The sequence below is a fragment of the Pontiella agarivorans genome (genome assembly GCF_034531395.1).
Taxonomy (GTDB): Bacteria; Verrucomicrobiota; Kiritimatiellia; order Kiritimatiellales; family Pontiellaceae; genus Pontiella; species Pontiella agarivorans.
Genome location: NZ_JARVCO010000002.1, coordinates 297,716 through 322,597 on the forward strand (window position 1 = coordinate 297,716; position 24,882 = coordinate 322,597).

At 52.0% G+C, this 24,882-nt stretch carries 19 protein-coding genes and 1 tRNA gene; 14 read left to right on the forward strand and 6 right to left on the reverse strand.

The features are described from left to right. The first annotated feature begins 124 nt into the window (after positions 1-124). The gene (nifJ, locus tag P9H32_RS01170) at positions 125-3,649 is read left to right on the forward strand and encodes a pyruvate:ferredoxin (flavodoxin) oxidoreductase (RefSeq protein WP_322607025.1); all 3,525 of its coding nucleotides are present in this window, start codon (positions 125-127) and stop codon (positions 3,647-3,649) included. A gap of 109 nt (positions 3,650-3,758) precedes the next feature. On the opposite strand, the gene P9H32_RS01175 is transcribed toward nifJ, so the two are convergent. The 3 genes from P9H32_RS01175 to P9H32_RS01185 form a co-directional block, all read right to left on the reverse strand. Next, positions 3,759-5,132 (reverse strand): Gfo/Idh/MocA family protein, encoded by a 1,374-nt coding sequence (locus P9H32_RS01175; protein ID WP_322607026.1) that lies wholly within the window; start codon positions 5,130-5,132, stop codon positions 3,759-3,761. Between the two features lie 233 nt (positions 5,133-5,365). After that, on the reverse strand, positions 5,366-6,316 hold the full coding sequence (locus tag P9H32_RS01180; RefSeq protein WP_322607027.1) for a c-type cytochrome domain-containing protein: 951 nt from the start codon (positions 6,314-6,316) through the stop codon (positions 5,366-5,368). Positions 6,317-6,416: 100 nt separating this feature from the next. Next, complete coding sequence (locus tag P9H32_RS01185) at positions 6,417-7,529, reverse strand: hypothetical protein (protein ID WP_322607028.1); 1,113 nt, start codon at positions 7,527-7,529, stop codon at positions 6,417-6,419. A gap of 327 nt (positions 7,530-7,856) precedes the next feature. Here P9H32_RS01185 and P9H32_RS01190 point away from each other — a divergent pair, with 327 nt between their 5' ends. The 4 genes from P9H32_RS01190 to eda all read left to right on the forward strand — a co-directional run bounded on the left by P9H32_RS01190 (position 7,857) and on the right by eda (position 12,394). After that, entirely contained in the window at positions 7,857-9,224 is a 1,368-nt protein-coding gene (locus P9H32_RS01190) for a hypothetical protein (protein ID WP_322607029.1), read from the forward strand. Between the two features lie 93 nt (positions 9,225-9,317). Further along, positions 9,318-10,448 carry a substrate-binding domain-containing protein gene (locus tag P9H32_RS01195; RefSeq protein WP_322607030.1) on the forward strand — a complete coding sequence of 377 codons (1,131 nt, stop codon included), beginning with the start codon at positions 9,318-9,320 and terminating at the stop codon, positions 10,446-10,448. Positions 10,449-10,615: 167 nt separating this feature from the next. Then, positions 10,616-11,716 carry a sugar kinase gene (locus P9H32_RS01200; protein WP_322607031.1) on the forward strand — a complete coding sequence of 367 codons (1,101 nt, stop codon included), beginning with the start codon at positions 10,616-10,618 and terminating at the stop codon, positions 11,714-11,716. A gap of 42 nt (positions 11,717-11,758) precedes the next feature. Continuing rightward, positions 11,759-12,394 carry a bifunctional 4-hydroxy-2-oxoglutarate aldolase/2-dehydro-3-deoxy-phosphogluconate aldolase gene (gene eda, locus P9H32_RS01205; RefSeq protein ID WP_322607032.1) on the forward strand — a complete coding sequence of 212 codons (636 nt, stop codon included), beginning with the start codon at positions 11,759-11,761 and terminating at the stop codon, positions 12,392-12,394. Positions 12,395-12,544: 150 nt separating this feature from the next. On the opposite strand, the gene P9H32_RS01210 is transcribed toward eda, so the two are convergent. Further along, positions 12,545-13,213 (reverse strand): YceH family protein, encoded by a 669-nt coding sequence (locus P9H32_RS01210; RefSeq protein WP_322607033.1) that lies wholly within the window; start codon positions 13,211-13,213, stop codon positions 12,545-12,547. Between the two features lie 257 nt (positions 13,214-13,470). Between P9H32_RS01210 and P9H32_RS01215 the strand changes: the two genes are divergently transcribed. From P9H32_RS01215 to P9H32_RS01230, 4 genes are read left to right on the forward strand one after another with little or no spacing between them, the layout of a single operon-like run. Then, entirely contained in the window at positions 13,471-13,812 is a 342-nt protein-coding gene (locus P9H32_RS01215) for a DRTGG domain-containing protein (RefSeq protein WP_322607034.1), read from the forward strand. Continuing rightward, positions 13,809-14,744, forward strand: coding sequence for a CBS domain-containing protein (locus tag P9H32_RS01220; RefSeq protein WP_322607035.1), 936 nt, complete (start codon positions 13,809-13,811; stop codon positions 14,742-14,744). Before P9H32_RS01215 ends, P9H32_RS01220 begins: the two co-directional genes overlap by 4 nt. Beyond that, positions 14,731-15,075 carry a hypothetical protein gene (locus tag P9H32_RS01225; protein ID WP_322607036.1) on the forward strand — a complete coding sequence of 115 codons (345 nt, stop codon included), beginning with the start codon at positions 14,731-14,733 and terminating at the stop codon, positions 15,073-15,075. The genes P9H32_RS01220 and P9H32_RS01225 overlap by 14 nt, the downstream gene beginning before the upstream one ends. Positions 15,076-15,084: 9 nt before the next feature. Next, positions 15,085-15,774 (forward strand): PHP domain-containing protein, encoded by a 690-nt coding sequence (locus P9H32_RS01230; protein ID WP_322607037.1) that lies wholly within the window; start codon positions 15,085-15,087, stop codon positions 15,772-15,774. Positions 15,775-15,777: 3 nt separating this feature from the next. Here the strand turns inward: P9H32_RS01230 and P9H32_RS01235 are convergent, their stop codons facing one another. Further along, a complete protein-coding gene (locus tag P9H32_RS01235; RefSeq protein ID WP_322607038.1) occupies positions 15,778-16,545 on the reverse strand; it encodes an NYN domain-containing protein in 768 nt (255 codons plus the stop codon). 116 nt (positions 16,546-16,661) lie between these two features. Here P9H32_RS01235 and P9H32_RS01240 point away from each other — a divergent pair, with 116 nt between their 5' ends. Further along, complete coding sequence (locus P9H32_RS01240; RefSeq protein WP_322607039.1) at positions 16,662-17,738, forward strand: bifunctional 3-deoxy-7-phosphoheptulonate synthase/chorismate mutase type II; 1,077 nt, start codon at positions 16,662-16,664, stop codon at positions 17,736-17,738. Positions 17,739-17,760: 22 nt separating this feature from the next. On the opposite strand, the gene P9H32_RS01245 is transcribed toward P9H32_RS01240, so the two are convergent. Continuing rightward, positions 17,761-20,181: an EF-hand domain-containing protein gene (locus P9H32_RS01245; RefSeq protein WP_322607040.1), complete on the reverse strand. Its 2,421-nt coding sequence runs from the start codon at positions 20,179-20,181 to the stop codon at positions 17,761-17,763. 149 nt (positions 20,182-20,330) lie between these two features. On the opposite strand from P9H32_RS01245, the gene P9H32_RS01250 reads away from it, so the two are divergent. The 4 genes from P9H32_RS01250 (at position 20,331) to P9H32_RS01265 (ending at position 24,824) form a co-directional block, all read left to right on the forward strand. After that, a tRNA-Ser gene (locus P9H32_RS01250) sits at positions 20,331-20,418 on the forward strand. 243 nt (positions 20,419-20,661) lie between these two features. Beyond that, positions 20,662-22,263, forward strand: a complete 1,602-nt coding sequence (locus P9H32_RS01255) for an alpha-L-fucosidase (RefSeq protein ID WP_322607041.1) — start codon at positions 20,662-20,664, stop codon at positions 22,261-22,263. A gap of 564 nt (positions 22,264-22,827) precedes the next feature. Further along, entirely contained in the window at positions 22,828-24,303 is a 1,476-nt protein-coding gene (gene rpoN / locus P9H32_RS01260) for an RNA polymerase factor sigma-54 (RefSeq protein ID WP_322607042.1), read from the forward strand. A 119-nt stretch (positions 24,304-24,422) separates the two neighbouring features. After that, positions 24,423-24,824: a response regulator gene (locus tag P9H32_RS01265; RefSeq protein WP_322607043.1), complete on the forward strand. Its 402-nt coding sequence runs from the start codon at positions 24,423-24,425 to the stop codon at positions 24,822-24,824. Positions 24,825-24,882 lie beyond the last annotated feature (58 nt).

The window sequence follows — 24,882 nt, forward strand, 5'->3', positions numbered from 1 at the left end:
TCGGGACGCTTTGTGGGATTATTTGTTGATTCTCCGGCGCAAGCTGGAGGCTGAAGTGTGAAATAGGTAATATTTTCGTACTTTTTAAAAATTAGGGATGTTAACAATCAAGGAGTAATCTCACATGAGCAAGAACATGGTTACCATCGATGGTAATACTGCTGCGGCGCATATTGCATATGCGTTTTCTGATATCGCGGCCATTTATCCGATCACCCCTTCCTCCAATATGGGTGAGTATTCGGACGAATGGGCAGCACAAGGGAAGAAAAACCTTTTCGGTAAAACAGTGGATGTTGTGGAAATGCAGTCCGAAGCCGGAGCTGCGGGCGCGGTTCATGGTTCTCTGAGCGCAGGTGCTCTGACCACTACCTTTACAGCATCGCAAGGTCTTCTGCTGATGATTCCGAACATGTATAAGATTGCCGGCGAAATGCTGCCGACTGTTTTTCATGTTTCCGCCCGCTCGCTGGCGGCGCAGTCGCTCTCAATCTTTGGAGATCACTCCGACGTAATGTCGGTGCGCAATACCGGCTGGGCGATGACTTGCGGAAATTCCATTCAGGAAACGATGGATATGGCTACCATTGCTCATTTGTCGACTCTGAAGGCGCAGGTTCCTTTCCTGAACTTTTTCGACGGTTTCCGTACCTCCCACGAGCTGCAGAAAGTTGAAAACATTGAATATGATGATCTCAAAGAACTGATTGAGCCGGAATACATCGAACGTTTCCGTGCCCGTGCGTTGAGACCGGAAAAACCCACTGTAAAAGTGGCGGCGCAGAACCCGGATGTTTATTTCCAGGGTCGGGAAACCTCCAATAAATATTATGATGCAATTCCTGAAATTGTTCAGGAATACATGGATGTGTTTGCCGCCAAATTCGGCCGTAAATATAATCTGTTCGACTATGTCGGTGCAGCAGATGCTGAAAAAGTGATCATTGCCATGGGTTCCGCCTGCGATACTGTTGAGCAGACGATCGAAAAACTGAATGCCAAAGGTGAAAAACTCGGCTTGGTTAAAGTACGCCTCTACCGTCCGTTCTCTGCAAAAGCTTTTGTGGACTGCATTCCGGAAAGTGCGAAAAAGATCATCGTACTTGATCGTACGAAAGAGCCGGGCGCACTGGGTGAACCGCTTTACCTCGACGTGGTAACTGCACTGGAAGGTAAAGGATGCAAAATTATCGGTGGCCGCTATGGCCTCTCCTCGAAAGAGTTTTCTCCGGCCATGGTGAAGGCGGTTTATGACCATGCTGATAACGGGGCCTGGCACAACTTTACGGTCGGCATCCACGACGATGTGACCAATCTTTCCATTCCGGTTGGCGAAGAGTTTAATATTGAACCCGACGATGTAAAGTCCGCCGTTTTCTGGGGCTTCGGATCAGACGGAACGGTCGGTGCATGTAAAAACACCATCAAAATTATCGGTGACAACACCGCAATGACCGCTCAGGCCTATTTTGTGTATGACTCCAAGAAGTCCGGCGGTGTAACGACTTCTCATCTGCGTTTCGGGGAAAGTTCGGTCAACTATCCGTACCTGATTCAGAATGCCGGCTATGTGGCCTGCCATAATGTTTCGTACATCGGCCGCTATGACATGCTCGGCGCGGTTGCTGAAGGCGGAACGTTTGTGCTCAACTCGGAAATTCCGACCTCGGAAGTGTTCAATCATCTGACGAAGGAAGAACAGCAGATCATAATCGATCGGAAGATCAATTTCTACAACGTGAATGCGTTGAAGATCGCTCTTGAGGTGGGGCTCGGCTTCCGCATCAACACGGTCATGCAGACGGTATATTTCAAACTTTCCGGGGTACTTCCGGAAGATGAAGCCATTCAGCTGATCAAAGACTATGCCAAAAAGACGTTTGAGCGTAAGGGCATGGACATTGTTGAAATGAACTGGAAAGCCATCGATGCTGCCGCGGCGGCGATCGAAAAGGTTGAGGTTCCTTCCGAGATCACCGAGTCGTACGTACTGCCGGATCTCATTCCGGCCGATGCATCGGACTTCACTAAAGATGTGATTCTGCCGACTATGCAGCAGAAGGGGGACAGCATTCCCGTCTCTAAGATGACTTTTGACGGAACACTTCCGACCGGTACCACCAAGTTGGAAAAACGAGGAATCGGTCCGCGTGTTCCGAAGTGGCTCAGCGATAACTGCATTCAGTGCAACCAGTGTATTATGGCTTGTCCGCATGCTGTAATCCGTGCCAAACAGATCAATCCGGCGGAACTTGAAAAAGCTCCGGAAAGCTTCAAAACCGTAAAATCCAAGACCAAGAACGAAAGTGACCTGGAATACAAAATTCAGGTTTACATTGAAGATTGTACGGGTTGCGGGGTCTGTGTGGAAACCTGCCCGGCGAAAACCAAGGCGCTGGAATTCACGACGCTCGACGATGAGCGCGCTGCAGGCGAAGTGGAAAATACCACGTTCTTCGAAAACCTTCCGGATAACAACCTTGAAGGCGTTAAGGTTGAGACGGTTAAAGGGATTCAGATGAAAAAGCCGCTGTTCGAGTTCTCCGGGGCCTGTGCCGGTTGCGGAGAAACGCCGTACGTGAAACTCGTTTCGCTGGTGTGCGGTGAGCATATGCTGACGGCGAATGCGACGGGCTGCTCCTCCATTTACGGAGGTACGTTCCCCACCATTCCGTACTGCACCAACAAAGACGGCCGCGGTCCTGCCTGGGCGAACTCGCTCTTCGAAGACAACGCCGAATACGGTCTGGGCTTCCGCATCGCGGTCGACAATAACCGGGCTCTGCTCCGCAATGCGGTGGCGGCTCTGCTGGAAGTCGGCACTACGGTCGACCTCAAAGCTGCACTCGAAAAAGCGGTGGAAATCTGCCAGGACAATGTGATTACCGACGAAGCCATCGCTGCGCAGAACGCGGTGAAAATTCTGCTCGACAGTGCCATGGCTGAAGCTTCTGCCGAAGCTGCTCCGCTGGTTCGCAAAATCAAGGAACTCGAAGATTACTTTGTAGACAAAGCGGTCTGGATCTTCGGTGGCGACGGCTGGGCCTATGATATCGGTTACGGCGGCCTCGACCATGTGGTGGCTTCCGGCAAGAATGTAAACATTCTTGTCCTGGATACCGAAGTATACTCCAATACCGGCGGTCAGGCCTCCAAGTCCACCCCGATCGGTGCGGTGGCCAAGTTCGCCACGGGCGGTATGCGTGCCGGTAAGAAAAACCTCGGTTTCATGTGCATGAGCTACGGTACGGTTTATGTGGCTCACATCTCCATGGGAGCCAATCGTGTCCAGACGCAGAAGGCCATTCAGGAAGCGGTTGCCTATGAAGGGCCGTCCATCATCATTGCTTACGCTCCGTGTATTGCACACGGCATCGATATGATGAAGACGCAGACCATTGCGAAGGAAGCTGTTGAGTGTGGCTACTGGCCGCTCTACCGCTATAACCCGGCTGCCGAAGAGGGTTCAAAGTTCACCTGGGATGCGCGTCCGCCGAAGGGCGATTTCCAGACGTTTATTCGCAATGAGCGCCGCTACAGTACACTGCTGAAGACCGCGCCGAATGAAGCTGAAGACCTGTTCGCTCTGGCAGAAAAAGATGCGAAGAGACGCTGGGACTTCATGCAGGCTGTGGGCCCGCTGATGTAATCTGCGAAGGTTAAAACGGGAACGCCCGCCGGTAACGGCGGGCATACTTTCCGGATTCCTGCACCGGCGGACGTGTCCGCCGGTTTTTTTTGTATCCAGTCTCTGGAACTTATTTCCAGAGTTCTTCGCCGTATTCCCATCCTTTGCGTACCGGTTCTTTCAGAAAGCGGTTCAGTTCCGGCCGGTTGGTAATTTTCATATTCTTTGAATCCCACTCGATTTTTCCGCCGTGGTTGGCGGCAATCAGACCGAGCAGCATAATTTCGGTGAACGGTGCGGCGTAATCAAAATTGGCTCCGCATGCAGGGATGTTTCCTTTGACCGCTTCGACGAGTTCTTTGATCGGGCCGCCTTTTACGCGCGGGATGACTTCGTCCGGATAGCCCGAGGCCTTAAACTCGATTTGCGCTTCTTTATTGGCGAGGCGCGGATTGTTGGAGCGGTTATCGGTAAAGCCGTTATTTTTTGTTCCGAAATAGTAGGTCCCGGCTGCGGGCGGATTGCCGGGCCAGCTCCAGTCGGCAGGGGCTTTCGGTTTGAACTCATCGGTGACGCCGTTGTGCCAGTAGAACGTGCAGGGTGATTTATCACCACGGTGTCTGAATTCAAATTTAATGCTGCAGCCATCGACGACCAGCCACTCATTCCCGCCGGCTGTATTTACTGCTTCAACGGAAACCGGTTCGTAGAGGTCGAGCAACCAGACGGGGGCGTCGGCGACATGGCAGAACCAGTCGCCGAATGTGCCGGTTCCGTAACGGTTGAATCCTCGCCAGGTTTTGGGATGGTAGCGGTGATGGAAGGGGGCGGGACCTGTGGGACCCTGCCAGAGGTTCCAGTCCAGCGTTGCGGGAACCGGGTCTTGGGTTGGAGGAAGTGTTTCCGGCCGGGAAAAAAACGGGTTCCCCCAATGCGGTCCGCCGATGAAGCTGTGGGCTTCGGTAATCTGTCCGAAAATGCCGTGATCATACCACTCTTTCAGCTGTCGAATGCCGTTAAAGGTGTGGCCCTGATTGCCCATATTGGTAAGCACCTGATATTTTTCTTTGGCTTTTTTCAGGGTGCGCGCTTCCCAGATATTATGCACGAGCGGTTTCTGGGTGAAGACGTGGAGGCCGCGCTGCATGGCTTCCATGGTAGCGGGAAAGTGGGTGTGGTCGGGGGTGTTGACGCAGACCATATCAAGGTCGTTTCCGATTTTGTCCAGCATGACGCGGAAATCGGTGAAGGTTCGGGCGTTGTTGATGGACGGGAATTTTCCGGCATGCTGACCGAATTGGGCGGTGTCTACATCGCAGATTGCCACCAGGTTTTCATTCCGTGTTCCGCTGTAAGCCTGTGCTGCGATATTACCTGCGCCGATCATGGCCACATTCACTTTGCTGTTTGCTGATTGTCCGGTTTTTCCGATGCTGAACAACGGAATAGCGGTGGATGCCGCTGCTGCGGTTTTCTGAAACGTGCGCCTGCTCAGATTTTTCATGGGGTCTCCTGTTACATTTTCTTCCGGATAAAGAGCGCGCAGATTGTTTCGGTTTTGATTGCTTTCGTCCGACCTGCAGCGGTGTGCCCGGCTCAATCAGAAAACGTCTGGCTGTTTCGTGGCTGGACAGGGCCTTTTGGCCAGGGCCTTAAAAAGACGCATTGGGAAATGCGACCCCGTTGAAACGCGGCGGCCATTTTTTTAATCATGGCTGATGTGGATGGGGTGCACGCTTACCGTTGTCCGGAAAGCCGTTCCGTTAATGCTGCAGGAGGGGGATCCAGTTCCGAAATCGATGCGGTCGGGGAGGCTCCGGATGCAATCCACCAGCTCACCAGTGCAGTTTCTTCATCCGTCAGCGGGGGGCGGCCATTCGGCGGCATGAAGGCGTTAGAGGAGGGATCAAGGGTGATGCGGTAATGCACTTCGCTGCCTTGCAGGCTGCCCGGCTCAATGCCGGGCATTCCTCCATCACCGCCGGCCATAAGACGTTCAAAAACATCCATGCGGAAGCCGCCCATTTCCATGGCTGCGCTGTGGCAAAAATAGCAGTTTCGTTCAAATATCGGTTGAATGACAGCTTCATAGGCGGATGCATCGGCCGTGATGTCGGCAGGTTTGGGGAGCTCTGTGTTGAACAGGTTTTGGAAAGCTGTCGGAAGTTTGGCGTAAAGATAATCTTCTCCATGAACCATCGAGGCGCCGTGGTGACTGCCGGCGACAAGTACGCTGATTGACAGCAGCAGGGCGGAAAGGTAGAGCACGCCGGAGCCGTGGCAGGGCCGGTCGAGATGCAGCACTTTTAATATCAAAGTGAGGGCCATCAGCACCGTTGCTGTTATTTCATTCTGCATATGAGTTTGAAGCAGTTCGCCTGCTCCGCCGTCGCCGAGGGCCAGCGCATAGCCGAAAATGCATGTCGTGATACCGAAGAGCAAACAGAGGAAAAGGATGACCAAATTTGCTTCCCGCAGATTGTTCAGTGTCGTAAACCGGCTGAGCAGTTCAAGCAACGGGACAATCAGCAGAAGTGCAATAGGAAAATGGAGGATCAGGATATGAAACCGGCCGACTGCCGCAACGGCGTCACTGCCGGGGTTTCCGGAGAGCGGAAAAACAAAAGGAAGAGGCAGCAGGATGAGAACGGTCAGTGAGCCGAACAGTAGAGTCAGTTTAAAACGCATAAGCCCATCGATTATCCTTTCAATCTGTGTTTATTGCGTGCTTCTTACGGAGGCTGCTGCAATCATTCTGTCGGTCCGTTTTGCAGGGCGGTCTGTTTGATTATAAACGGTCGGCATATTTGGTGTGGAAGGCCTTCACCTCGGCCATCTGGGCTTCGGGAAGTTCGTGCTCTTTCAGGAAATTGTAAGCGCGTCGGCCGATCAGGAATGATTCGCTGTTGAGCAGTGGGATGGTGTTGGAAACCACCAGTTCGGAATCAAAATTGTGCTCGGTCATCAGATTAAGCATGAGATGCACTTCGTAATAACTTCCAAGGTTTGGAAGCTGGGCGCTGAGGAGGTCGTAGAATCCTTCTGGAGCCGCCAGATCGGTGGAGGCCAGTGACGAGAGGTAGAGCACCTGCTTTTTGGAATCACCCTGCGGAAAGAGTTCAGCCATGGTTTGATAGTAGGTTTCAGGGCCCTGGCTCTGAAAATATTCAATAGAGGCGCTGGCGAGTTCGGTCGTGCCGTCAAGCGCCAGTGTTTTGATCTGTTTTTGCACGGCGGGGTCGGTGATATTTCGTTTAGAAAGGGCTTCTACAGCAAAGGCCACCTCAGAACTGTTGCTGTTTTTCAGCATAGTGAGCAGCTGTTCTGTTCCGATGGTTTCAGCGGTAATGTTCTGAATTTCCGTCTGCATGTCGCCGTGAACCCAGTGCCAGAGGGTATAGCAGGTGTATACCGCACCAGCCACAAAAGCGGATTTATCGGAGAGCAGTGTCGCGCTGGAAGTTCCGTCAGTATCCGATTCTTCATTCATCATGGCATCGGCGGGCGAAACAATGTCTGCGGCACTCACATCGGCCAGAGTGGAATGTTCGTCGTTCAGGATTTTTATAAGTTTGGCGTGATCAGCTTGGGTAAACTGCTCATGCCCCATTTTGGTGAGGTTTCCGCCCTTTGGAAATTCATAGCGTATAAATCCGCCGTGCACATCCCAGAGGAGTCGGACGGTGATGATTTCGCACTGGCCGTCTCCGCAGATGACGGAATCGACGTCGGTATAGTATTCTTTGATAAATCCGTTTGCGTTCAATACCTGAAAAACCGGCTGGATACGAGGTTCCTGAACTTCAAATCCGGGATGGAGAACCAGCGCTTCAAAAGAAGCCGCCGCGTATGCGGCGGAGGCCAGTGTGCCGGCGACCAGTAATGTGAAAATCGTTTTCATATTCATGCACTTAATTTACGGGTAATTGAAAATAAAAATATACTACTTTAGTCCTATATTATGCACAATAACGTCATGCCGCGTCATAATTGGACTTCTTTTGTCCGCAAACTGAAGCCCCGTTTGAAATGAGAGGCCTTTAACTGCGAAAACTGAGCGGGAAACCATCAGGAATATCAATAAAAGGATTGCGGATTATCGGCCGAAAGTTAGTATGAAATCTGATTGTTGTACAAAAGTACCATAGTCGCCCGAATTGATGATGAAACAAAGCGGGTGCTTCAATTTGATGGAGAAATCCATCCGCGAACGAGATGAGGAATTATAATGCAAAAACGCTTTTTTGCTAAACATGCAAAGTCGAGTGCGGCTTTGGTGAGTCTGGGAATTCATGCGGTCCTGATTGTGATTGCTTTGTCCTTTGTTGCGGTGACCGTAATCAAGAAGGAAGAGCAGAATTTTGAGGCCAAGCCGGTGAGCCGGCCGAAGATGAACCTGAGGAAGCTTCAGGTCCCGGTTAATATCAAAAAGAAAAAAGTTCAGAAGCCGAAGCTGCGTAAACGCATCGTCGTGCAGCCGAAGCTGAACCAAAGCGTTCCTGATATCAAAATGCCGGAAATCAGCGGGGTTAAGGGCGGCTTGGGCAATGCGGCGGCCGGCGGCCTGGGCGGTGCCGAAGCGCTGGGTTTTTCCATGCCGGAAATTGAAATTTTCGGGGTAAAGGGAAAAGGCGAAAAGATCATTCTGATTCTCGGGGCCGATGCAGACATGATGTCGGATGAAATGGGCGGTATCCCGGCATTCACCATCATCAAAAATGAAATGATTCGTATTGTGGAGGAGCTTCCGCCGACCGCGTTGTTTAATGTGATGATCTATGACTGGAAAGAGGTGACTATGGCCTTTCCTAACATGGTGCCGGCAACCGATTCCAACGCTCAGAAAATGCAGGGCTGGCTGGAGCCGCTCAATGCCGTAACTAAAGGAATGGGTGATCGCGACTTCGGTATGCATACGCTCGGACCGGGCGGTACGGTTTCCTCGGAAAGACTTATGTATGGAAAATTTGCGGATCCCAGCGAAGTCGGGGCCAAAAAGGGGACTAAGGTTGATACTCGGTCTTGGTACCAGGCAACAATGCTGGCGCATAAAATGGGTGCAGATACCATTTTCGTGCTGACCGATGGCTGGGATCTCCAACGTGTGGCAATTTCCTCCAAAAACCTGTCGCGTGAAGAGTGGGATAAAACATCGGCAGGGAAAAAATGGGCAGAAGCTTATAAAAAAGGTCTGAAGCTACTCGATGAAGAGAATAAGAAAAGGCGGGAAGCCGGCAAGCCGCCGAAGGTGCTCAATCGTAATGAGTGGTCGGTAAACAAAGAGTACTTCCCTGGATTAGAACGACCGCCGACACCGGAGTGGTATAACTATACTCCGAAAGATTTTGCTGAAGCCTTTGTGCTGAACCGTGCGGATCATGAAAAAGACGAAGTTTCGATGACGAGCGGTTTGAAGAAGAAAAGGGGTAAGATTGATTTTTCATTCAATGTGATTCAGTTTGTTCCGAAAGGAAAAACTGCGAGTGCTAGCTCCGCAAATAACTTCAAGAAACTGACCAGCCTGTGCAAAGGTGAGTACAAGACGGTTGCCGGTATGGACGAAGTTCAGAGCTATGTGACAGCTGATCCTGAATAAAGAGCTCTTCAGAAGTCTGTTGATAACACCGGCCGGGTTCGGCCGGTGTTTTTATTTATCACCTAAAACATGGGTGTAAGCCTATATAAGAGAATGTCTAAAACCGTCGAAATCGCACTGGCCATGAACTATGCGAATCCTTTTGTCCGCAAAGCGGTTGAAGGGATAGCCCGTTATACCTTTCATCGGGGAAACTGGCGGTTTTTCGCTCCGCATGGAGCCCCCGAGGTGACGTTGGCGGAACTCAGCGAATGGAAGGGCGGCGGCGTAATCGGTATGCTGGATCGTCAGTCGGTCTCCGGCTTGCGTAAACGCGGAATTCCCGCGGTTAATATATTCGGCCGTTTCAGTGAACTTCCTGAAACCTCTGTGGTGGTGGATAATCAGGAAATCGCCCGAATGGCGGCTGAATATTTTATCCATAAGGGCATTCGTCGATTTGCCATTACCGGGCGTCGGGTTTTCGGCGATGCAACACTGAAATATCAGGCCTATCTCGGAACACTGGCTGAATATGGGTTCCAATGTCTGGAACTCAAATCGCGTCAGGCCATTCAGAATCTCGGGGCGGAAATCCAGACTTTGGAAGGCGACGGACCGGTCGGGGTATTCGCCACGGAAGATCCGGTGGGACGCGTGGTGATCGATGCCTGTTCTGATCACGATTTGCGGGTGCCGGAGGAGGTTTCTGTGCTGGGGGTGAACAACGATCTGTTTGCCTGCGAAATGCTGCACCCGCAGATGTCGAGCATTGAACTCAGTCCGGAGCGCATCGGCTGGCAGGCGGCAAAAATGCTCGATGAATTGATGCAGGGGGGGCGTCCGCCCGAGGAACCGGTCCGGATTTCTCCGGAACGCATCGTAGAGCGCCATTCAACGGATCTGGTGGCCGTGGGCGACCGGGTGGTGGGCGATGCGCTGCGTTTTATTCGTGATCATGCCCATCAGTCGATTCTGGTCGATGATGTTGCCCGAGCTGTTCACGTTGCGCGCCGCACGCTTGAGCATAAATTCCGTAATCTTCTTTGCATAACCGTTCATGATTCCATTCGCCGTGAACGCATTGCCCGGGCCTGCCGCCTGCTTAAAGAGACCGATATGCTGGTGGAAGAGCTGGCCGAGTCCTGTGGCTATACTACGCGCGAGCGTTTCAATCAGGCATTTAGAACCGAAACGGGGACCACGCCCTCCGGCTACCGAAAACGATACCGTTTCACCGATTGAATCAGCAGTCCTGTTGGTTATGTATTTGCTCGAAGGCTCGATTGTGTGTGTAAAGGGATGAATGTCTTTTTGCGCATAATGGCCGTTATAATGCGCGATATGCGTATTTACCGATTGAGAGAGGATACGTAGAGTGTTTCTGCATTTATTAAACATGGAGAGACAGTATGAGTAAGCTTGAACTGAAGCCGGCCGAAGCCTGCCGCTATGATATTCTTTCTCTGGGCGAAGTGATGCTTCGCCTTGATCCGGGAGAGGGCCGGATTCGTACCGCCCGTCAGTTCCGTGCCTGGGAGGGGGGCGGAGAATATAATGTTGCGCGGGGGCTGCGCCGTTGTTTCGGTCAGCGTGCCGGTGTGGTGACCGCTTTTGCGAAGAATGAAGTGGGACTGCTGATGGAGGATTTTATCCTGCAGGGCGGCGTGGATACATCGCTGATTAAATGGATGGACTATGACGGTATCGGCCGTTCGGTTCGTAATGGGTTGAATTTTACGGAGCGGGGATTTGGTATTCGTGGCGCGGTGGGCTGCTCAGATCGCGGTAATACGGCGGCATCACAGTTAAAAGCCGGCGATATTGACTGGGAATATATCTTCGGCACATTGGGCGTGCGCTGGTTTCATACCGGCGGCATCTTTGCGGCCCTTTCTGAAACGACCGGAGAGGTCGTGATTGAAGCAGCCAAGACGGCGAAGAAATACGGAACGATTGTTTCTTATGATCTGAACTACCGTCCTTCGCTTTGGAAAGGTTTCGGCGGTCTGGAAAAATGCCGGGAGATTAATCGCGAAATAGCGAAATATGTGGATGTCATGATCGGAAACGAAGAGGACTTCACCGCCTGTCTCGGTTTTGAGGTGGAGGGTGCTGATGAAAATCTCACCGATCTCGAGGTGGATGCCTTTAAGAAAATGATTGCTAAGGCTGTTGCGCAGTTCCCGAATTTTAAGGCCACCGCCACAACGATGCGCGGCGTGAAAACCGCAACGGTGAATGACTGGGGTGCGATGTGCTGGGTGGACGGTGAATTCTATACGTCTACGCATCGGCCGGAACTGGAAATTATGGATCGGGTCGGCGGGGGCGACAGTTTTGCTTCCGGTTTTATTTACGGCATGATGAATCTGCAGGATCCGGAAAAAGCCATTGAATACGGCGCAGCACACGGTGCGCTGGCGATGACGACGCCGGGCGACACCACGATGGCGTCGCTCGCTGAAGTTGAAAAAATCGTGGCCGGAGCCGGTGCGCGGGTAGATCGGTAAGGGCGACATACATGTCACCCGTATGGGAAAAGGAGAAATAGAATGCTGAATGAAATTTTAAAACGCCCGGTTATTCCGGTGATTGTTATTGATGACGCCAACGATGCGGAACCGTTGGCGGAGGCGTTGCTGAAAGGCGGTATGGATGTCATTGAGGTCACCTGTCGTACAGCGGCGGCACCCGAGGCACTGGCGCGGATTAAAAAAGCCTTTCCAGAAATGCTGCTCGGTGCCGGGACGGTTGTAACGTCAGACCAGGCAAAGATGTGCATTGATACCGGGGTGAGTTTCGGTCTGGCTCCGGGACTGAATCCGGATACGGTTGAATTTTTTCAGGAAAACAACACGCTTTTTATTCCGGGGGTTATGACGCCATCCGAGATTGAAGCCGGGCTGGCGATGGGCCTGAACATGCTGAAGTTTTTCCCGGCCGGTGCAGCCGGCGGCGTAAATATGCTGAAAAATCTCGGTGCACCGTATGCGCCGCTGGGCGTACGGTTTTGTCCGACAGGCGGACTGAATCTGGATAATATGAACGATTATCTTGCCCTTCCGGTCGTGAGCGCTATCGGCGGATCCTGGCTTGCGACGAAACAGCAGATTGCGGAGAAACAATGGAATGTGATTACCGCACAGGTTAAAGAAGCATTGGCCAAAGCGGCTGAAGTGAGTGCATAACGCAGTACGCAGTCTGGAAACAACCGCCGTTCTCTTTTGTTGCGTTCGGCGGTTTTTTCGTGAAATTGCGGCGTTTATTTTATGCTGCGCACGGATGGTCTGGAGGTGGGGCTGACCGTATTTTTTCGCAGATTTGCGGTGGCGAAGCGGTCATTCAAAGGCTGTTTTGAATGCTTCGAAGGCTTCTTTCAGGTCGGCCAGTTCCTGTTTGAGGTCGGAGACTTCGTCTTCCAGGGTTTGGATGCGTTCAAGGCGGCTGGGTCCGGTCTGCATTTCGGGGACGGCGATTTCTTCGGGTTCTTCTTCCTGGATTTCGGGCGCGGCGCCGAATAGGTGTGCCCAGCGCCGTTCGCGTTTTCCGGGCTGGCGGGGGAGCTGGACGACAAAGCAGCCTTCTTCATGATTTTTGAGTTCGTGGAGCAGCATTTCAACCTGGTTGGAATCTGCGAGGGCGTGGAGGCGGGAGCAGTGGGCGCGCAGATCCCCGGGTGTTTGCGGGCCGCGGATGAAGAGTTCGCAGAGGATGGCCATCTGGGAGAGTGAAAAACTCCAGTGCTCGGCAACGTTGTGACGGTATTTCATGACGCGGCTTCCGGATGCGGAGACTTCGACGGCGAGTTTGTGCTCGGTGCGGAGTTCAAAGAGCGTTTGTTCCACTGTGGCGGAATCGAGCTCCATGACGGGATAGCGGTTATTCTTCTGATTGCAGGCGTTAACGAGTGCGTTGAGGGTCAGCGGATAGTGATCCGGTGTGGCCATCTCTTTTTCGATGAGGCATCCCAGGACGCGTTGTTCGACGGGGCTGAGTTCAAATTCCATTTCGGGTCTCCAATCGGTCAAAATTTAACGGTTCAAAATAGGGGATGCGTGGTGTTATTTCAATGGTTGGAAACTTCCAATCATTGGAAAAGAAACGGTAGGCTCAAAAACTGGAGATTCCGGACGTACTGTTCGACGTTGAAGCCCTTAGAAAGAAATGAATCTAAATTGGCGGGCGGGTCGCATTTCGATTGAACGCACGGGAAAAAACCATTTCAATCCGGAATCGTTCTATAAGTATCGAATTTTGGAGAGTCATGGAACTTTTACGCATAGCACATGCTCTGGATGCCGAGTTGATCTGCGGTCCCGATGACTGGGAGAGTATGCAGATTGAGACGGTTTTTGCTTCGGACCTCATGAGTGATGTCCTGATGAGCGAACGGGAACAGATGCTGCTGATCACCTCGCTGTCGACTGAGCAGTCGATCCGCTCTGCAGGTATTGTCGGATCGGAAGCGGTGGTGATTGCCAATCATAAAACGGTGACGGAGGGCATGATTGAACTGGCGAAAGAGCAGGATATGACCCTGTTGGTTACCCGCCATCCGAAATATGAAGCTTCGGTGTGCATCGGGCGCATTATGGAGCCGCAATGAGTCCTGAGGAAAACAGGCAGCCGCTGCAGTCATCGCTTCGGGTTCAGGAGCTGCTGTATGGTCTGCGCATCAGCGAAGTGATGACCAATAAGGTTTTTGCGGTTTCCAAAAACTGTACGATGCGCGATGTCCGCGTGATTATGCGGAATAATGAAATCAGCGGGGTCCCTGTTGTGGACAGCAAACGGGTGGTCGGCATTGTGACGATGAACGACCTTATGAATGCGCTCGAAGAGGGGCGGCTGGACGACTGCGTGGTCTCCTGGATGTCGGGCGAGGTTCAGACGCTGGCCGAAGACATGCCGCTCTCGTTCGCTATTTCGGCGTTCGGGAAATTTTCATTCCGCCAGTTTCCGGTGGTTAATAAGGCGAATGAACTGACCGGTATTCTGACGTTTCGGAACATCAACCATGCGTTGATTCGCGAGCTTTCCCGACAGCTGCGTGAAATGGAACAGCAGAACGAAAATCCGCCGGAACCCGATTCGCTGCAGTTTACTAAAGTGTATCAGTTGGCCCGCTATGATTTTGAAAATGGCGGAAAGGCTTCGAGTGCGATCAAGAAGTTTCTTAAACTGCGCAGAGTTCCGCCGAAGCTGGTTCGCCGGGTCGCCGTTGCGGGGTATGAGCTGGAAATCAACCTGGTTGCACATTCCATTGGCGGCATGCTGAGTTTTGATATCAATGATGAGCGCGTTAAAATATCATCGCACGACCGGGGGCCGGGCATTGAAAATGTTGACGATGCACTGACCGAAGGGTTTTCGACGGCGAACGAGTGGATTCGTTCACAGGGATTTGGCGCGGGCATGGGGCTGCCGAATGTGAAGCGGGTTTCTGATGAGTTTGCCATCGAGTCTGCCGTGGGAATGGGGACGATGGTGCAGGCGGTCATTTATCTAACACAGGAGAAGGACGATGAAAATAAGTGATCTTGCTTCGATGGAGCAGTTTACCTGCCTGCAGGAGAAATATGAAGATATCGAAATTGAGGCGGGTTATACCTCCGACCTGCTTAGCGATGTGATGGGAAATGCCGCTGAAAACTCGGTGTTGATTACCATTCAGGCCCACAAAAATACGGTTGCGGTTTCTTCGCTCGCGGGTGTGGCCGCCATCATCATCTGCAACAACCGTATCGCTCCGGAAGATATGCTGGCGGCCTCAGCCGAGGAGGGGATAGCCGTTTTCCAGACCTCGGAAAATCAGTTTAAAACGTCGGCGCTGGTTGCCCGGCATCTTGACGGCAGAGCGGCGGAGTAGGAGCCGGTCATGCACTATCGTGCTGATTTTCATATCCACAGCTGTCTGTCGCCCTGTGCATCGCTGGAGATGTCGCCGGCATCTATCGTGAAAGCCGCAAAGGCCGCCGGCCTGAATGCCATTGCGCTGACCGATCATAACTGCGGCTTCAATCTTCCGGCCTTTGGAACAGTTTGCAGTCGTCTGGGCATGGCCTGCCTGTACGGAATGGAAGTCACGTCCGTGGAGGAGGCGCATATACTTTGTCTGTTTGACCGGCTTGATGCCGCTATGGAGATGGGAGCACGGGTATATGACAGCCTGCCGGATATTCCGAATCAGCCTGGAAAATTCGGGGACCAGCCGATTATCGATGAAGACGAAGACATTCTGGGATTTGCTGAAAAATTTCTGATCAGCGCCTCGGGGTTTGCTGTTTCGTCGCTGGTGGAGGAGGTGCACGCGCTTGGAGGGCTGGTGATTCCGGCGCATATTGATCGACCGGTTTACGGCATTATTGCTCAGCTCGGTTTTCTGCCCGATGAACCGTTCGATGCCGTGGAGCTGACGGCTTATGGCGATGCCGGGCTGGCGGGCACGTTTCCGGTCATCCGAAGTTCGGATTCACACCACTTAAACGGGCTGGGCACTGCGCATACCCGGCTGGAAGCAGAAACGCTTACGGTTGCGCAGGTGCGTTCCAGCCTTTGGAATGCGTGAGTTTTATTTTTTCTTATCCTTCACAAACAGGGCGTTGCCGTTTCCGCTTTTTCGGCGCTCGATATCGAACAGGCCGATGCCTTCGAACAGGAGCGGAAATGTTTTATAGCCGAATTCCCGGGGATCGAAATCCGAATGTTGGCGTTTGATGAGACTTCCGCAGGTTGAAGCCCGGGCCCAGCCGTCGTCATCAGCTGTTTCTTCCACGGCGTTGCGCAGGGTATTCACGAGTTTAGTATTCTGTTTGAGAGTCTGCTGCCGATTGGTTTTGGCCGCGGTTTTTTTTGCGGTTTTCTTGGCGGTCTTTTTCGGCGGTTCCTCTTCTTCTTCCACATTAAGCAGTTCGGTGAGGATAAAGTCGTCGCAGGCACTGCGGAATGCTTTTGGCGTTTTCTTTTCGCCGACGCCGAAGACATAGATCTGCGATTCTTTCAGGCGAGAGGCGAGCTTGGTGAAATCGCTGTCGGAGGTAATCAGAGCAAAGGCGTCGTACTGGTTTGAATAGAGCAGGTCCATGGCATCGATGATCAGTGCGGCATCGGACGAGTTTTTGCCTTGCGTGTAGGAAAACTGCTGGACCGGATTAATGGCCAGATCATTCAGCGGTTGTTTCCAGTTGATCAGATGTTTGCTGCTCCAGTCACCGTAGGCTTTTTTTACCACAATGTGACCATGTTTGGAGAGCTCGGCCATAACCGCTCCAAGCACTTTGTATGAAGCGTTTTCGGCATCAATCAGTACGGCAATTTTCTTTGCACTGTCATTATTCATGGCGTGACCTTTCATTTAAGAAACAGATTGTATTCAAGCGTTTAATCTATTCGCTTCGCATTGCGAAGTCCGCACAAAGATGGAATGATGAACTCAATTAAGCGAGGTTTAAATTCATGCGTAAACAGGTGTTGAATGAGTGGGGGTTGAAGGCTGATCCGCTGTTTCTGGCGGCAGGACCGTGCAGTGCGGAAAGTGAAGAGCAGGTGCTGGAAACTGCAAAGGCGCTGGCGGAAGCCGGCGTGAGTTTTTTGCGGGCAGGTATCTGGAAACCGCGTACGCGGCCGGGCAGTTTTGAGGGCGTTGGTCCGGAGGGCTTGGTTTGGCTCGAGCGGGCTCGGGCCGAAACCGGGCTTAAAATCGGGACCGAAGTGGCGGAGCCGGCGCATGTGGAAGCGTGTCTGGAGCACCGCCTCGATGTTTTATGGATCGGAGCGCGAACCACCACAAATCCGTTTTCGGTGCAGGCGATTGCTGATGCATTGAAAGGTACGGATATTCCTGTTTTTGTGAAGAATCCAATGAGTGCTGATGTGGCCCTGTGGATGGGGGCTGTTGAGCGTCTGGCCAATGCCGGTTTAACGCGGTTGGGTGCGATTCACCGCGGGGTCAGTTCTTCGCTTGAAATGCGTTACCGCAATGCCCCGGCCTGGAAAATGCCGATCGAGTTAATGCGCTGCATGCCGGACCTGCCAATGATCTGTGATCCGAGTCATATCTGTGGAAAGGCCGGGCTGATTCCGGCCATTGCGCAGGAAGCGATGGATCTGTTGTTTGACGGGTTGATGATTGAGGTGCATCCGAATCCGCCGGAAGCGCTTTCCGATGCCGCTCAGCAACTGACGCCGAAACAGTTTTCGGAACTGATTGACGGGTTGCAGCTGCCGCATGAAAAGAGTGAAAGTTCTTCGTTTATCCATCGCATGAGTGCGTTGCGCGACGGTGTTGACGAGCTCGACAGTCAAATGCTCGAGCTGCTGGGCCGGCGTATGGACGTTGTGCGTGAAATGGGGGCGCTTAAACGGGAACAGAATATTTCGACGCTGCAACTGGACCGCTGGACGGAAATCCTGCAGGACCGTGTGACGCGCGGTGAATTGCTGAATCTTTCAGAGCCTTTTGTGCAGCAGTTGATGCAATCCATTCATGAAGAGGCGATCCGTCAGCAGGAGAAGGACCGCATCGGGCTGTAGCCGGGTTCCAAACATTGGAAAATCAGTGGGGCTGAGCCCGGTATTCTGCATACTCTTCGGTGTCGATGGTTCCGTCGCTGTTTTTATCAATACGTTGAAAGTTGCTGTGCAGACGGCCGATCACTTCGTCTGCCGTTAACGTTCCGTTTCGGTCGATGTCGTATTTGCGAAGCAAAGCGCGATAGGCACTGACCTGTTGCGCATGGGCGTCTTTTTCGGCTTCTTCTGTGCTAACAACGGGAATCTGCCGTCCGAACACCTCGCCGCCGAATGGATCTTTTTGGAGATAAATCAGATAGCTCTGGGATACTTCAATATTCCGTTTTTCACGGGTGTGGATGGAATAGGTGACCTGCAGCGTCAGTGGTTTGTCGAGGTCGAGCTTGCGGGCCTGCAGGATAAACTCCCGGGGCTCGGAATCGGTCGCAACGGCAGTGACTCGATCCGCGGAATTGATGGAAGGAGCCACAACGCCAGCCGGTGTGGTGAGCTGATATTTTATGGATTCGCCGAGATTGTTCCATTGTACGTTGAAGAGGGGATCGATGTGGAACCCGAGATAGAATTTACCGTTTCCGGACTCAAGCAGTGTTTCAGAGCCTTCGACCCGCGCTTTAACAAAATAGGGGGATCGGGATTGTTCGGGGGTGATTTTCAAGGGTTGGAAGCGCTCTTCCTGGCTGATTTTAACGCGCGGAACGAGCTGGGATTTGATCATATTGATGGGTTCCATGACCGGTGAAGAAAGGGTCTCGATGTTGAACGGCTCTGTAACCGGTGCGCTTAATTCGGTCAGTTTTCCGCGCAACGCGGAGTGATCGGCCAGTGAGCCGGCATATACTTCTTCGCCGGAACGGGAAAAAATGAAAACCTCGGCGCCGTTCTCCATCATGAGCTGCTGTGCGGTTTCGTTGTCCATGGTGTCATAGAGCCAGGGAACGACAGTGCTCAGCTGTTCTTTGGCAACCACGGTGTGCTGCGCCCGCACTCGCGAAGAAAAGGGTTCGATGTATCCGTTGTTTTCGGGATGTTTGAGGTACTTGTAAATATAGTAGAAACGGAGGCCCTGAGGGTAAAAGTCTCGTGCGGCGGCTTCGATGTTGCGGTAGTTGCGGATAAAGTTATCGTCGGTCAGATCGCCGAAAGCCAGTACGGTGTGCGGGGCATCGGCAATTAGGCTGCGCAGTTTGATTTTAGGGCTTTCTTTGCTCCGGAAAACATATACATCCGGAAGGGTACGGGCTTCCGGTTCCGGCACGGATTCCGGTTTGGAAAGGTTCGACGGGCGGTTCGCCGCTTCGGCCGCAGCGGCCAGTTTTGCGGCTTCTTCGGGGGAGTCCACGACATCCGAAGTTGCATCGGTTCCTATGTTTTCCAACCCTTTTGATCCGCGGTTGCTTACAAAAACGGGCTGGAGTAAAGCGGCCCGTGTGCCGGAACGGGCGGCAATGGCACCGGCCCCGCGCGGGGAAAGGTTTTTTTCAAACGTGCAGGCGTTGACGATGGGTATAAAAGCGCCGGAAAAGCCCAGGGCACCGCCGTCGTTGCGAGCGGAGTTCTGATTAAACATACAGTTCGAAAGCAAGAGCTCCATGCCGGCTTCTTGGGTGCTGACCGCCGCAATGGCGCCGCCGAAGTCATCGGTGGAATTATAGAGAAAAGCGGAATTTTCAATTTCAATCCGGCCCTCATCATTCACGATAACCGCGCCGCCGCGCTTCGGAGCAAAGTTGGAGGAGAATGTGGAATCGATAATATTCAGTGAGCTTTTACCGAGAGAGGCAATGGCGCCGCCGGTGTCGGCCGAGTTGGAGTAGAACGTACAGTTTGAGAGGGTCAGTTCGCCGAGGCTGACCTGAATGGCCCCGCCGGACACCGCACTGTTCTTTTCAAATGTGCAGTTAAAAACGCGGACGTTTCGGCTGCCCGGTACCACGCGCAGTCCACCGCCGAATTGGTTTTCAGCAATAGAATCGGCATTGCCGCGCTGGATGATGAATCCATCGATGAGGGTGTCACCGGTAGTGGTCAAGACGTGGTAGGCGTTGTCGGTGATGGAACCCGCCCGTCCGATGTCGCCGCTGAGTACGGTGCGGTTCGCTTTGGGAATGCGTTGAATGAGATTTGTTTCATTGCCGCGGAATCCCCCGTAAAGTTCGGTGTTTTCCGGAATCCGGAACGTCGCCTCTTTATTCGATCCTTCCGGTTTGTAGTGCCCGGCACGAATCCAGATCTGTCCGCCGCCGTTGGTCGAGGCGGCCTCCAGCGCGGTATTCAGCGAAGGAAACGCGCTTAACCAGGATTCGCCGGTGGGAGATTCGCCCTGAAAACCGGAATCGACATAATAGGTTGCTGCAGCCGCTGTAAAAGCCATGCCGCAGAAAAGAGCAGGGAGGGTCTTATTAATGATTTTGAATAAATGCATACGCAGATTATCTAACATGAGCAGCGAACGCCTCTCAAATCAAAAGGTGTTTCTCTTCAACAGACTAAAAATGAAAACGCCGGAAAAATGCGCAGAAATGAAGGATTCCTTTAAAAACGGCTTGCCTTGTTTTATGTGGAATCTATACATTCCGCGTTCTTCCACACGGAGAGATGTCTGAGTGGTTTAAGGTACCGGTCTTGAAAACCGGAGAGGTGCAAGCCTCCGGGGGTTCGAATCCCTCTCTCTCCGCCACTTTGAAGGGGCGCTGATTGTCGAAATCAGCGCCCTTTTTTTATCATTTCGAGGACGCAGATTCCATTGAAGCCTGTGGTCCTAAAATCAGGGGAAAGCGCAGTAAAACATGAACATCCAGGCTGGAATGGATCATGGGATCGTCCATGTTCTTCGGGAGTTCATCTATGGAGGAAACCGATGCAACGTGGAGATTATATTCATACTGTTTACATTGGTGAATCTGTAATGAGGAAATTGAGAATGAGAAGGTTTGGATATTTGGGCCTGTGCCTGGTCGCTGCGGTTTGTGCGGCCAAAGGTGAAAGATACACAGCAACGTGGGACTCATTGGTGAATTATGAGGCCCCCGAATGGTATGAGGATGCCAAGTTGGGCTTCTGGCCGATCTGGGGTGTTTTTTCTGTTCCGGCATTTAAAGGAGATCATGCGGCGGAATGGTACGGGCGCTGGATGTATTGTAAAGAAGGGCAGAGCAGCCGAAATAATCAGGGACTGGCGACGCATTTTTATCATAAGCAAACGTATGGCGATCCCGGCACATTCGGCTACAAGGATCTGATCCCGAAATGGAAGGCTGAACGCTTTGATCCGGATTCCTGGGCGGATCTGTGTGTGGAGGGCGGCGCAAAGTTTTTCTGCACACTGGCCGTGTTTCACGATAGTTTCTGTCTGTGGGATAGCGATTTGACCGAATGGAATTCGGTTGATATGGGGCCCCAACGCGACATCGTGAAGGAATTAGGTGATGCCATGCGGAAAAGGGGGCTGAAATACGGGGTATCTAATCATTCGGCGTGGAACTACGGCTTTTTTCAGTGGAACCATATCAATGGTTATGACGCCAGAGATCCGGCCAATCAGGATCTTTACGGGAATCCAATTATTCCGGAAGAAGCACGCACCGCCATTATCAAGGAAGGTGAAGATCGTGTGGAGTGGCTGAAGCGGTCGCGCTGGAATCTGAAACCCAGCGAACGCGATCTGGACCGATGGCTGGAGCGAACCAAAGAAGTTACGGATAAGTATCATCCGGATCTGCACTATTTTGATTGGGGCATGAATCCGGATACGTTTACTTCCCGCCGGATGGAGTTTGCGGCCCATTATTACAACAAGGCGATGGAGTGGGGCGGTTCGTTTGAAGACCCGGGCGTGGTGCTGAACTATAAAAACTGGAAAACCTTTAAGCCGGGTACTGGTGTTCGGGATTTTGAACGTGGCGGCATGAGAGAACTGGCGGACATGGTTTGGCAGACAGACGATTCTATTTATGATGGCAATAATTGGGGGTATGCCGAAGGGGTGCCCATTAAGCCGACTGATATGATCGTGGATCAGCTGATGGATGTGATCAGTAAACGGGGCGTACTCATGCTGGCTATTGCTCCCAAAGCGGATGGTACGTTCCCGGAAGATCAGAAACAGTTTATACGGGAACTGGGGGCATGGTTGAAGGTCTGCGGGGAAGCCGTTTACTGCACAAGGCCTTATGAGATTTATGGAGAGGTTTCCGATACGTGGTATGATAAAGACGATCACGGTCATTTGAAATTTGAAGGCCAGCCGGATGATATCCGTTTTACCCGGAGCAAGGATAACACCGTTCTTTATGCGACCTTCCTCGCCTGGCCGGGTGAACAGGCCGTTATCAAAACGTTTGCCGGGGCTGATTTGAAGGGGGTGAAATCTATTTCACTGCTGGGCCGTAAGGGAAAGCTTGATTGGGATATCACGGAGCAGGGCCTGCATATCATGCTGCCGGAAAAAGCTCCGGAATACGGCATGGCCTATCCGGTGCGGATTGAGTTTGAAGATCAGATTATTTCATCGATCAAAAAATAGAAAGCGGGGGATCTGAAGCTGTTTCCGCTTTATTCATGAAGAAGGAACCCTGCAGGTGAAGATTTTCTTTAATCTGTTTAACAGCTTCTTGATCGCTTCGGCGCAGCTTATTTTTGAGAATCCGTGCACCGAGCGATCCCGCACATTAAGAGCCGGAGTGTTCGGGCTGAAATTCGCGAAGTGTTTCTGCGCATTGCCCGCGGGGCGAAGCTGCGATTAAAAAAAGAGTTGGGCCGTATCTGACGGTTAGGACATTGATCAAGAATTTCAGGTTCAAATGGCAGGTGAAGCTTTACGTAAAATCACCCCGCCTTCTACAAATCCGCTGCCTGGTCTGTCGAGTATGGCGGTGTGGTGTCGGATTTCACTCTCCAGTTGTTGGTTTCTCCGACATTCGGGGGAGGACCGATTTGGTCCCTTTTTTTGGGGATTAAAAAAACTGAAATTCATAAGTTATTGAAGATGAGGGGGTATACTTTTTGGGATGATTTTTTGTGGGATCAGGAGGCTGCAGTTGGCTCACTCTGAGCTATAGGTGTTTTCAATTACCACGGGAGATGGATCATGAATACCAACATAAAGATGTATCAAAGTTCAAATGTTACGCAGCAACTCAATCTGGCACCCCAGTTGTTGAATTGGCTTAAGATTCTTCAAGTGTCTTCTGTTGAACTTTCAGAGTTGGTTGATCGTGAGTTGGTTTCCAATCCGGCTTTGGAGGCTGCGTCGCCCGAAGAATCACCTATGGCCGATGATATCGGATCGGATGTGCTGGCTTCCTCTGCTGATGGAATTGATCTTTGCCGTTCAGAAGTGGGTGAGCGGCTCGGGGTGTTGGCCGATATTGATGAGGAGTGGCGTCTTGCGGACGAACCTCGGCTTTCGAGCAGTCATGTGTTGCAGGAAAAGCATGATTTCACGATGGATCATATTGCAAGCACTTCCCGTCTGCAGGACGAATTGGAGCAGGCCATTCTTTTTGCTGACCTCAGCGAAACACATGCCGAAGCGGCCCGGATTATTGCGGGATCAATTGATGGACGGGGCTATCTGGATGCTTCGCTGGAAGATATTGCGAAGGCGTCCGGGCTGGATGTAAGCGAAATTGCGGTTGTTCTTGAAAAATTCCAGGCATTGGCGCCTGCCGGAATCGGAGCTCGTGATTTGCGCGAATGTCTTACGCTTCAGTTGAAGGCCATGGATTCGGATACTGAGTTGGCCCAGATGCTGGTTAATAATTGGCTGGACCACTTAGCGGCAGGCCGGGCGGTTATGGTGGCGGATCACCTTGGAGAGGATGCAGACAAGGTTGAAGCGGCATTTCGATTGATTCGCACTCTCGATCCGGAGCCGGGAAAGAACGATCCGTCTGTGCCGACCGAATATGTCGAAGCTGATTTGGAAATTCGCTCTAAGAATGGGGAGTTACACGTTGAATTGCTGGATGAACGCCTGCCTAAACTGCAACTGAGCAGTTATTGCAAGCGTCTGTTGGATGCCCGTCAGGGAAGTAAGGCCGATTTGGAGTATATTCGTGGAAAAGTGCGGGAAGCCAGTTTCCTGATTCAGGGAATTTCTCAGCGACAGGATACGATGCTGAAAGTTGCGCGTCAGATCGTACGTGTGCAACAGGAGTTTCTTTCTTCGGAAAACGGTGCGTTGCAGCCGCTCACAATGAATAAAGTGGCCGCTATGATCGGTGTGCATGAAACGACGGTGAGCCGGGCCATTGCCAATAAATACATCCGCACCGAGCGCGGTCTGATTGAAATGCGCTCTTTCTTTAAAGTGGGATATCGGTGTGCTGACGGCTCATCGGTGACGCCGGAGCGGGTTAAAACCCGATTGGAAGCTTTTATTGATGCTGAAGAAGCATTGAAGCCGTTAACCGATGCTCACATTTCGGAACGGTTCAAAAAGGAGGGGCTGAAAGTGGCTCGTCGTACCGTGGCTAAATATCGTGAAGAGCTGGGCATTCCTTCGTCCAAGGAGCGGTTGATCCGGGCCCGGCGCAGGGAAGAGCTGGCTATTGCTGTGTAGAGGGATCCGGGTATTCGCTTCGTGCTTAGTGTGTTGTAAAAATGACGGTGTATTTTCTTTTTTAAATAGGTTTTTCCAATAAAATTTTCGTATTTTAGGGCCGAAGTAAGAAGGGTGATATGCTTGATTCAGGAACGGATAACGCAACCATTTTGGTGGTGGATGATGAAGAATGTTTGCTGAATCTGATTCGCATTGTTCTGACGCAGGAAGGATATACGGTATTAGGCGCCGAGTCAGCGGAAGAGGGCTTGCTGATTATGCAGTCCTCTGCGGGAAATATTGACCTGTTACTGACGGATATGCGCTTGCCGAATATGAGTGGCGGCGAACTTGCAAAAGAATTTAAAACGGCATATCCCGCGTCGAAGGTGATTTATATGACGGCCTATTCTCCTGAAGATGCAACGCTTCGGCTTCCGGGTGAGATCGTACTTTTCAAGCCTTTTTATCCGGAACTTCTTTGCGATATGGTTAAAACCTCATTGGCCGGTTTGACTTCGCATAAACTGCCCATTTGATTCTCCATGGCATCGGTCCTGCTGCTGTTTGTTTATCTAAAACACGAGGAGTAGAACC

Bases quoted from the DNA above. Each gene is read 5' to 3' on its own strand.
- P9H32_RS01230 (WP_322607037.1), top strand. From the start codon at position 15,085: ATGCACTATCGTGCTGATTTTCATATCCACAGCTGTCTGTCGCCCTGT.
- nifJ (WP_322607025.1), top strand. From the start codon at position 125: ATGAGCAAGAACATGGTTACCATCGATGGTAATACTGCTGCGGCGCAT.
- P9H32_RS01185 (WP_322607028.1), bottom strand. From the start codon at position 7,529: ATGAAAACGATTTTCACATTACTGGTCGCCGGCACACTGGCCTCCGCC.
- rpoN (WP_322607042.1), top strand. From the start codon at position 22,828: ATGAATACCAACATAAAGATGTATCAAAGTTCAAATGTTACGCAGCAA.
- P9H32_RS01210 (WP_322607033.1), bottom strand. From the start codon at position 13,213: ATGGAATTTGAACTCAGCCCCGTCGAACAACGCGTCCTGGGATGCCTC.
- P9H32_RS01245 (WP_322607040.1), bottom strand. From the start codon at position 20,181: ATGTTAGATAATCTGCGTATGCATTTATTCAAAATCATTAATAAGACC.
- P9H32_RS01235 (WP_322607038.1), bottom strand. From the start codon at position 16,545: ATGAATAATGACAGTGCAAAGAAAATTGCCGTACTGATTGATGCCGAA.
- P9H32_RS01255 (WP_322607041.1), top strand. From the start codon at position 20,662: ATGAGAAGGTTTGGATATTTGGGCCTGTGCCTGGTCGCTGCGGTTTGT.
- P9H32_RS01265 (WP_322607043.1), top strand. From the start codon at position 24,423: ATGCTTGATTCAGGAACGGATAACGCAACCATTTTGGTGGTGGATGAT.
- eda (WP_322607032.1), top strand. From the start codon at position 11,759: ATGCTGAATGAAATTTTAAAACGCCCGGTTATTCCGGTGATTGTTATT.
- P9H32_RS01240 (WP_322607039.1), top strand. From the start codon at position 16,662: ATGCGTAAACAGGTGTTGAATGAGTGGGGGTTGAAGGCTGATCCGCTG.
- P9H32_RS01190 (WP_322607029.1), top strand. From the start codon at position 7,857: ATGCAAAAACGCTTTTTTGCTAAACATGCAAAGTCGAGTGCGGCTTTG.
- P9H32_RS01215 (WP_322607034.1), top strand. From the start codon at position 13,471: ATGGAACTTTTACGCATAGCACATGCTCTGGATGCCGAGTTGATCTGC.
- P9H32_RS01195 (WP_322607030.1), top strand. From the start codon at position 9,318: ATGTCTAAAACCGTCGAAATCGCACTGGCCATGAACTATGCGAATCCT.
- P9H32_RS01175 (WP_322607026.1), bottom strand. From the start codon at position 5,132: ATGAAAAATCTGAGCAGGCGCACGTTTCAGAAAACCGCAGCAGCGGCA.
- P9H32_RS01200 (WP_322607031.1), top strand. From the start codon at position 10,616: ATGAGTAAGCTTGAACTGAAGCCGGCCGAAGCCTGCCGCTATGATATT.
- P9H32_RS01180 (WP_322607027.1), bottom strand. From the start codon at position 6,316: ATGCGTTTTAAACTGACTCTACTGTTCGGCTCACTGACCGTTCTCATC.
- P9H32_RS01225 (WP_322607036.1), top strand. From the start codon at position 14,731: ATGAAAATAAGTGATCTTGCTTCGATGGAGCAGTTTACCTGCCTGCAG.
- P9H32_RS01220 (WP_322607035.1), top strand. From the start codon at position 13,809: ATGAGTCCTGAGGAAAACAGGCAGCCGCTGCAGTCATCGCTTCGGGTT.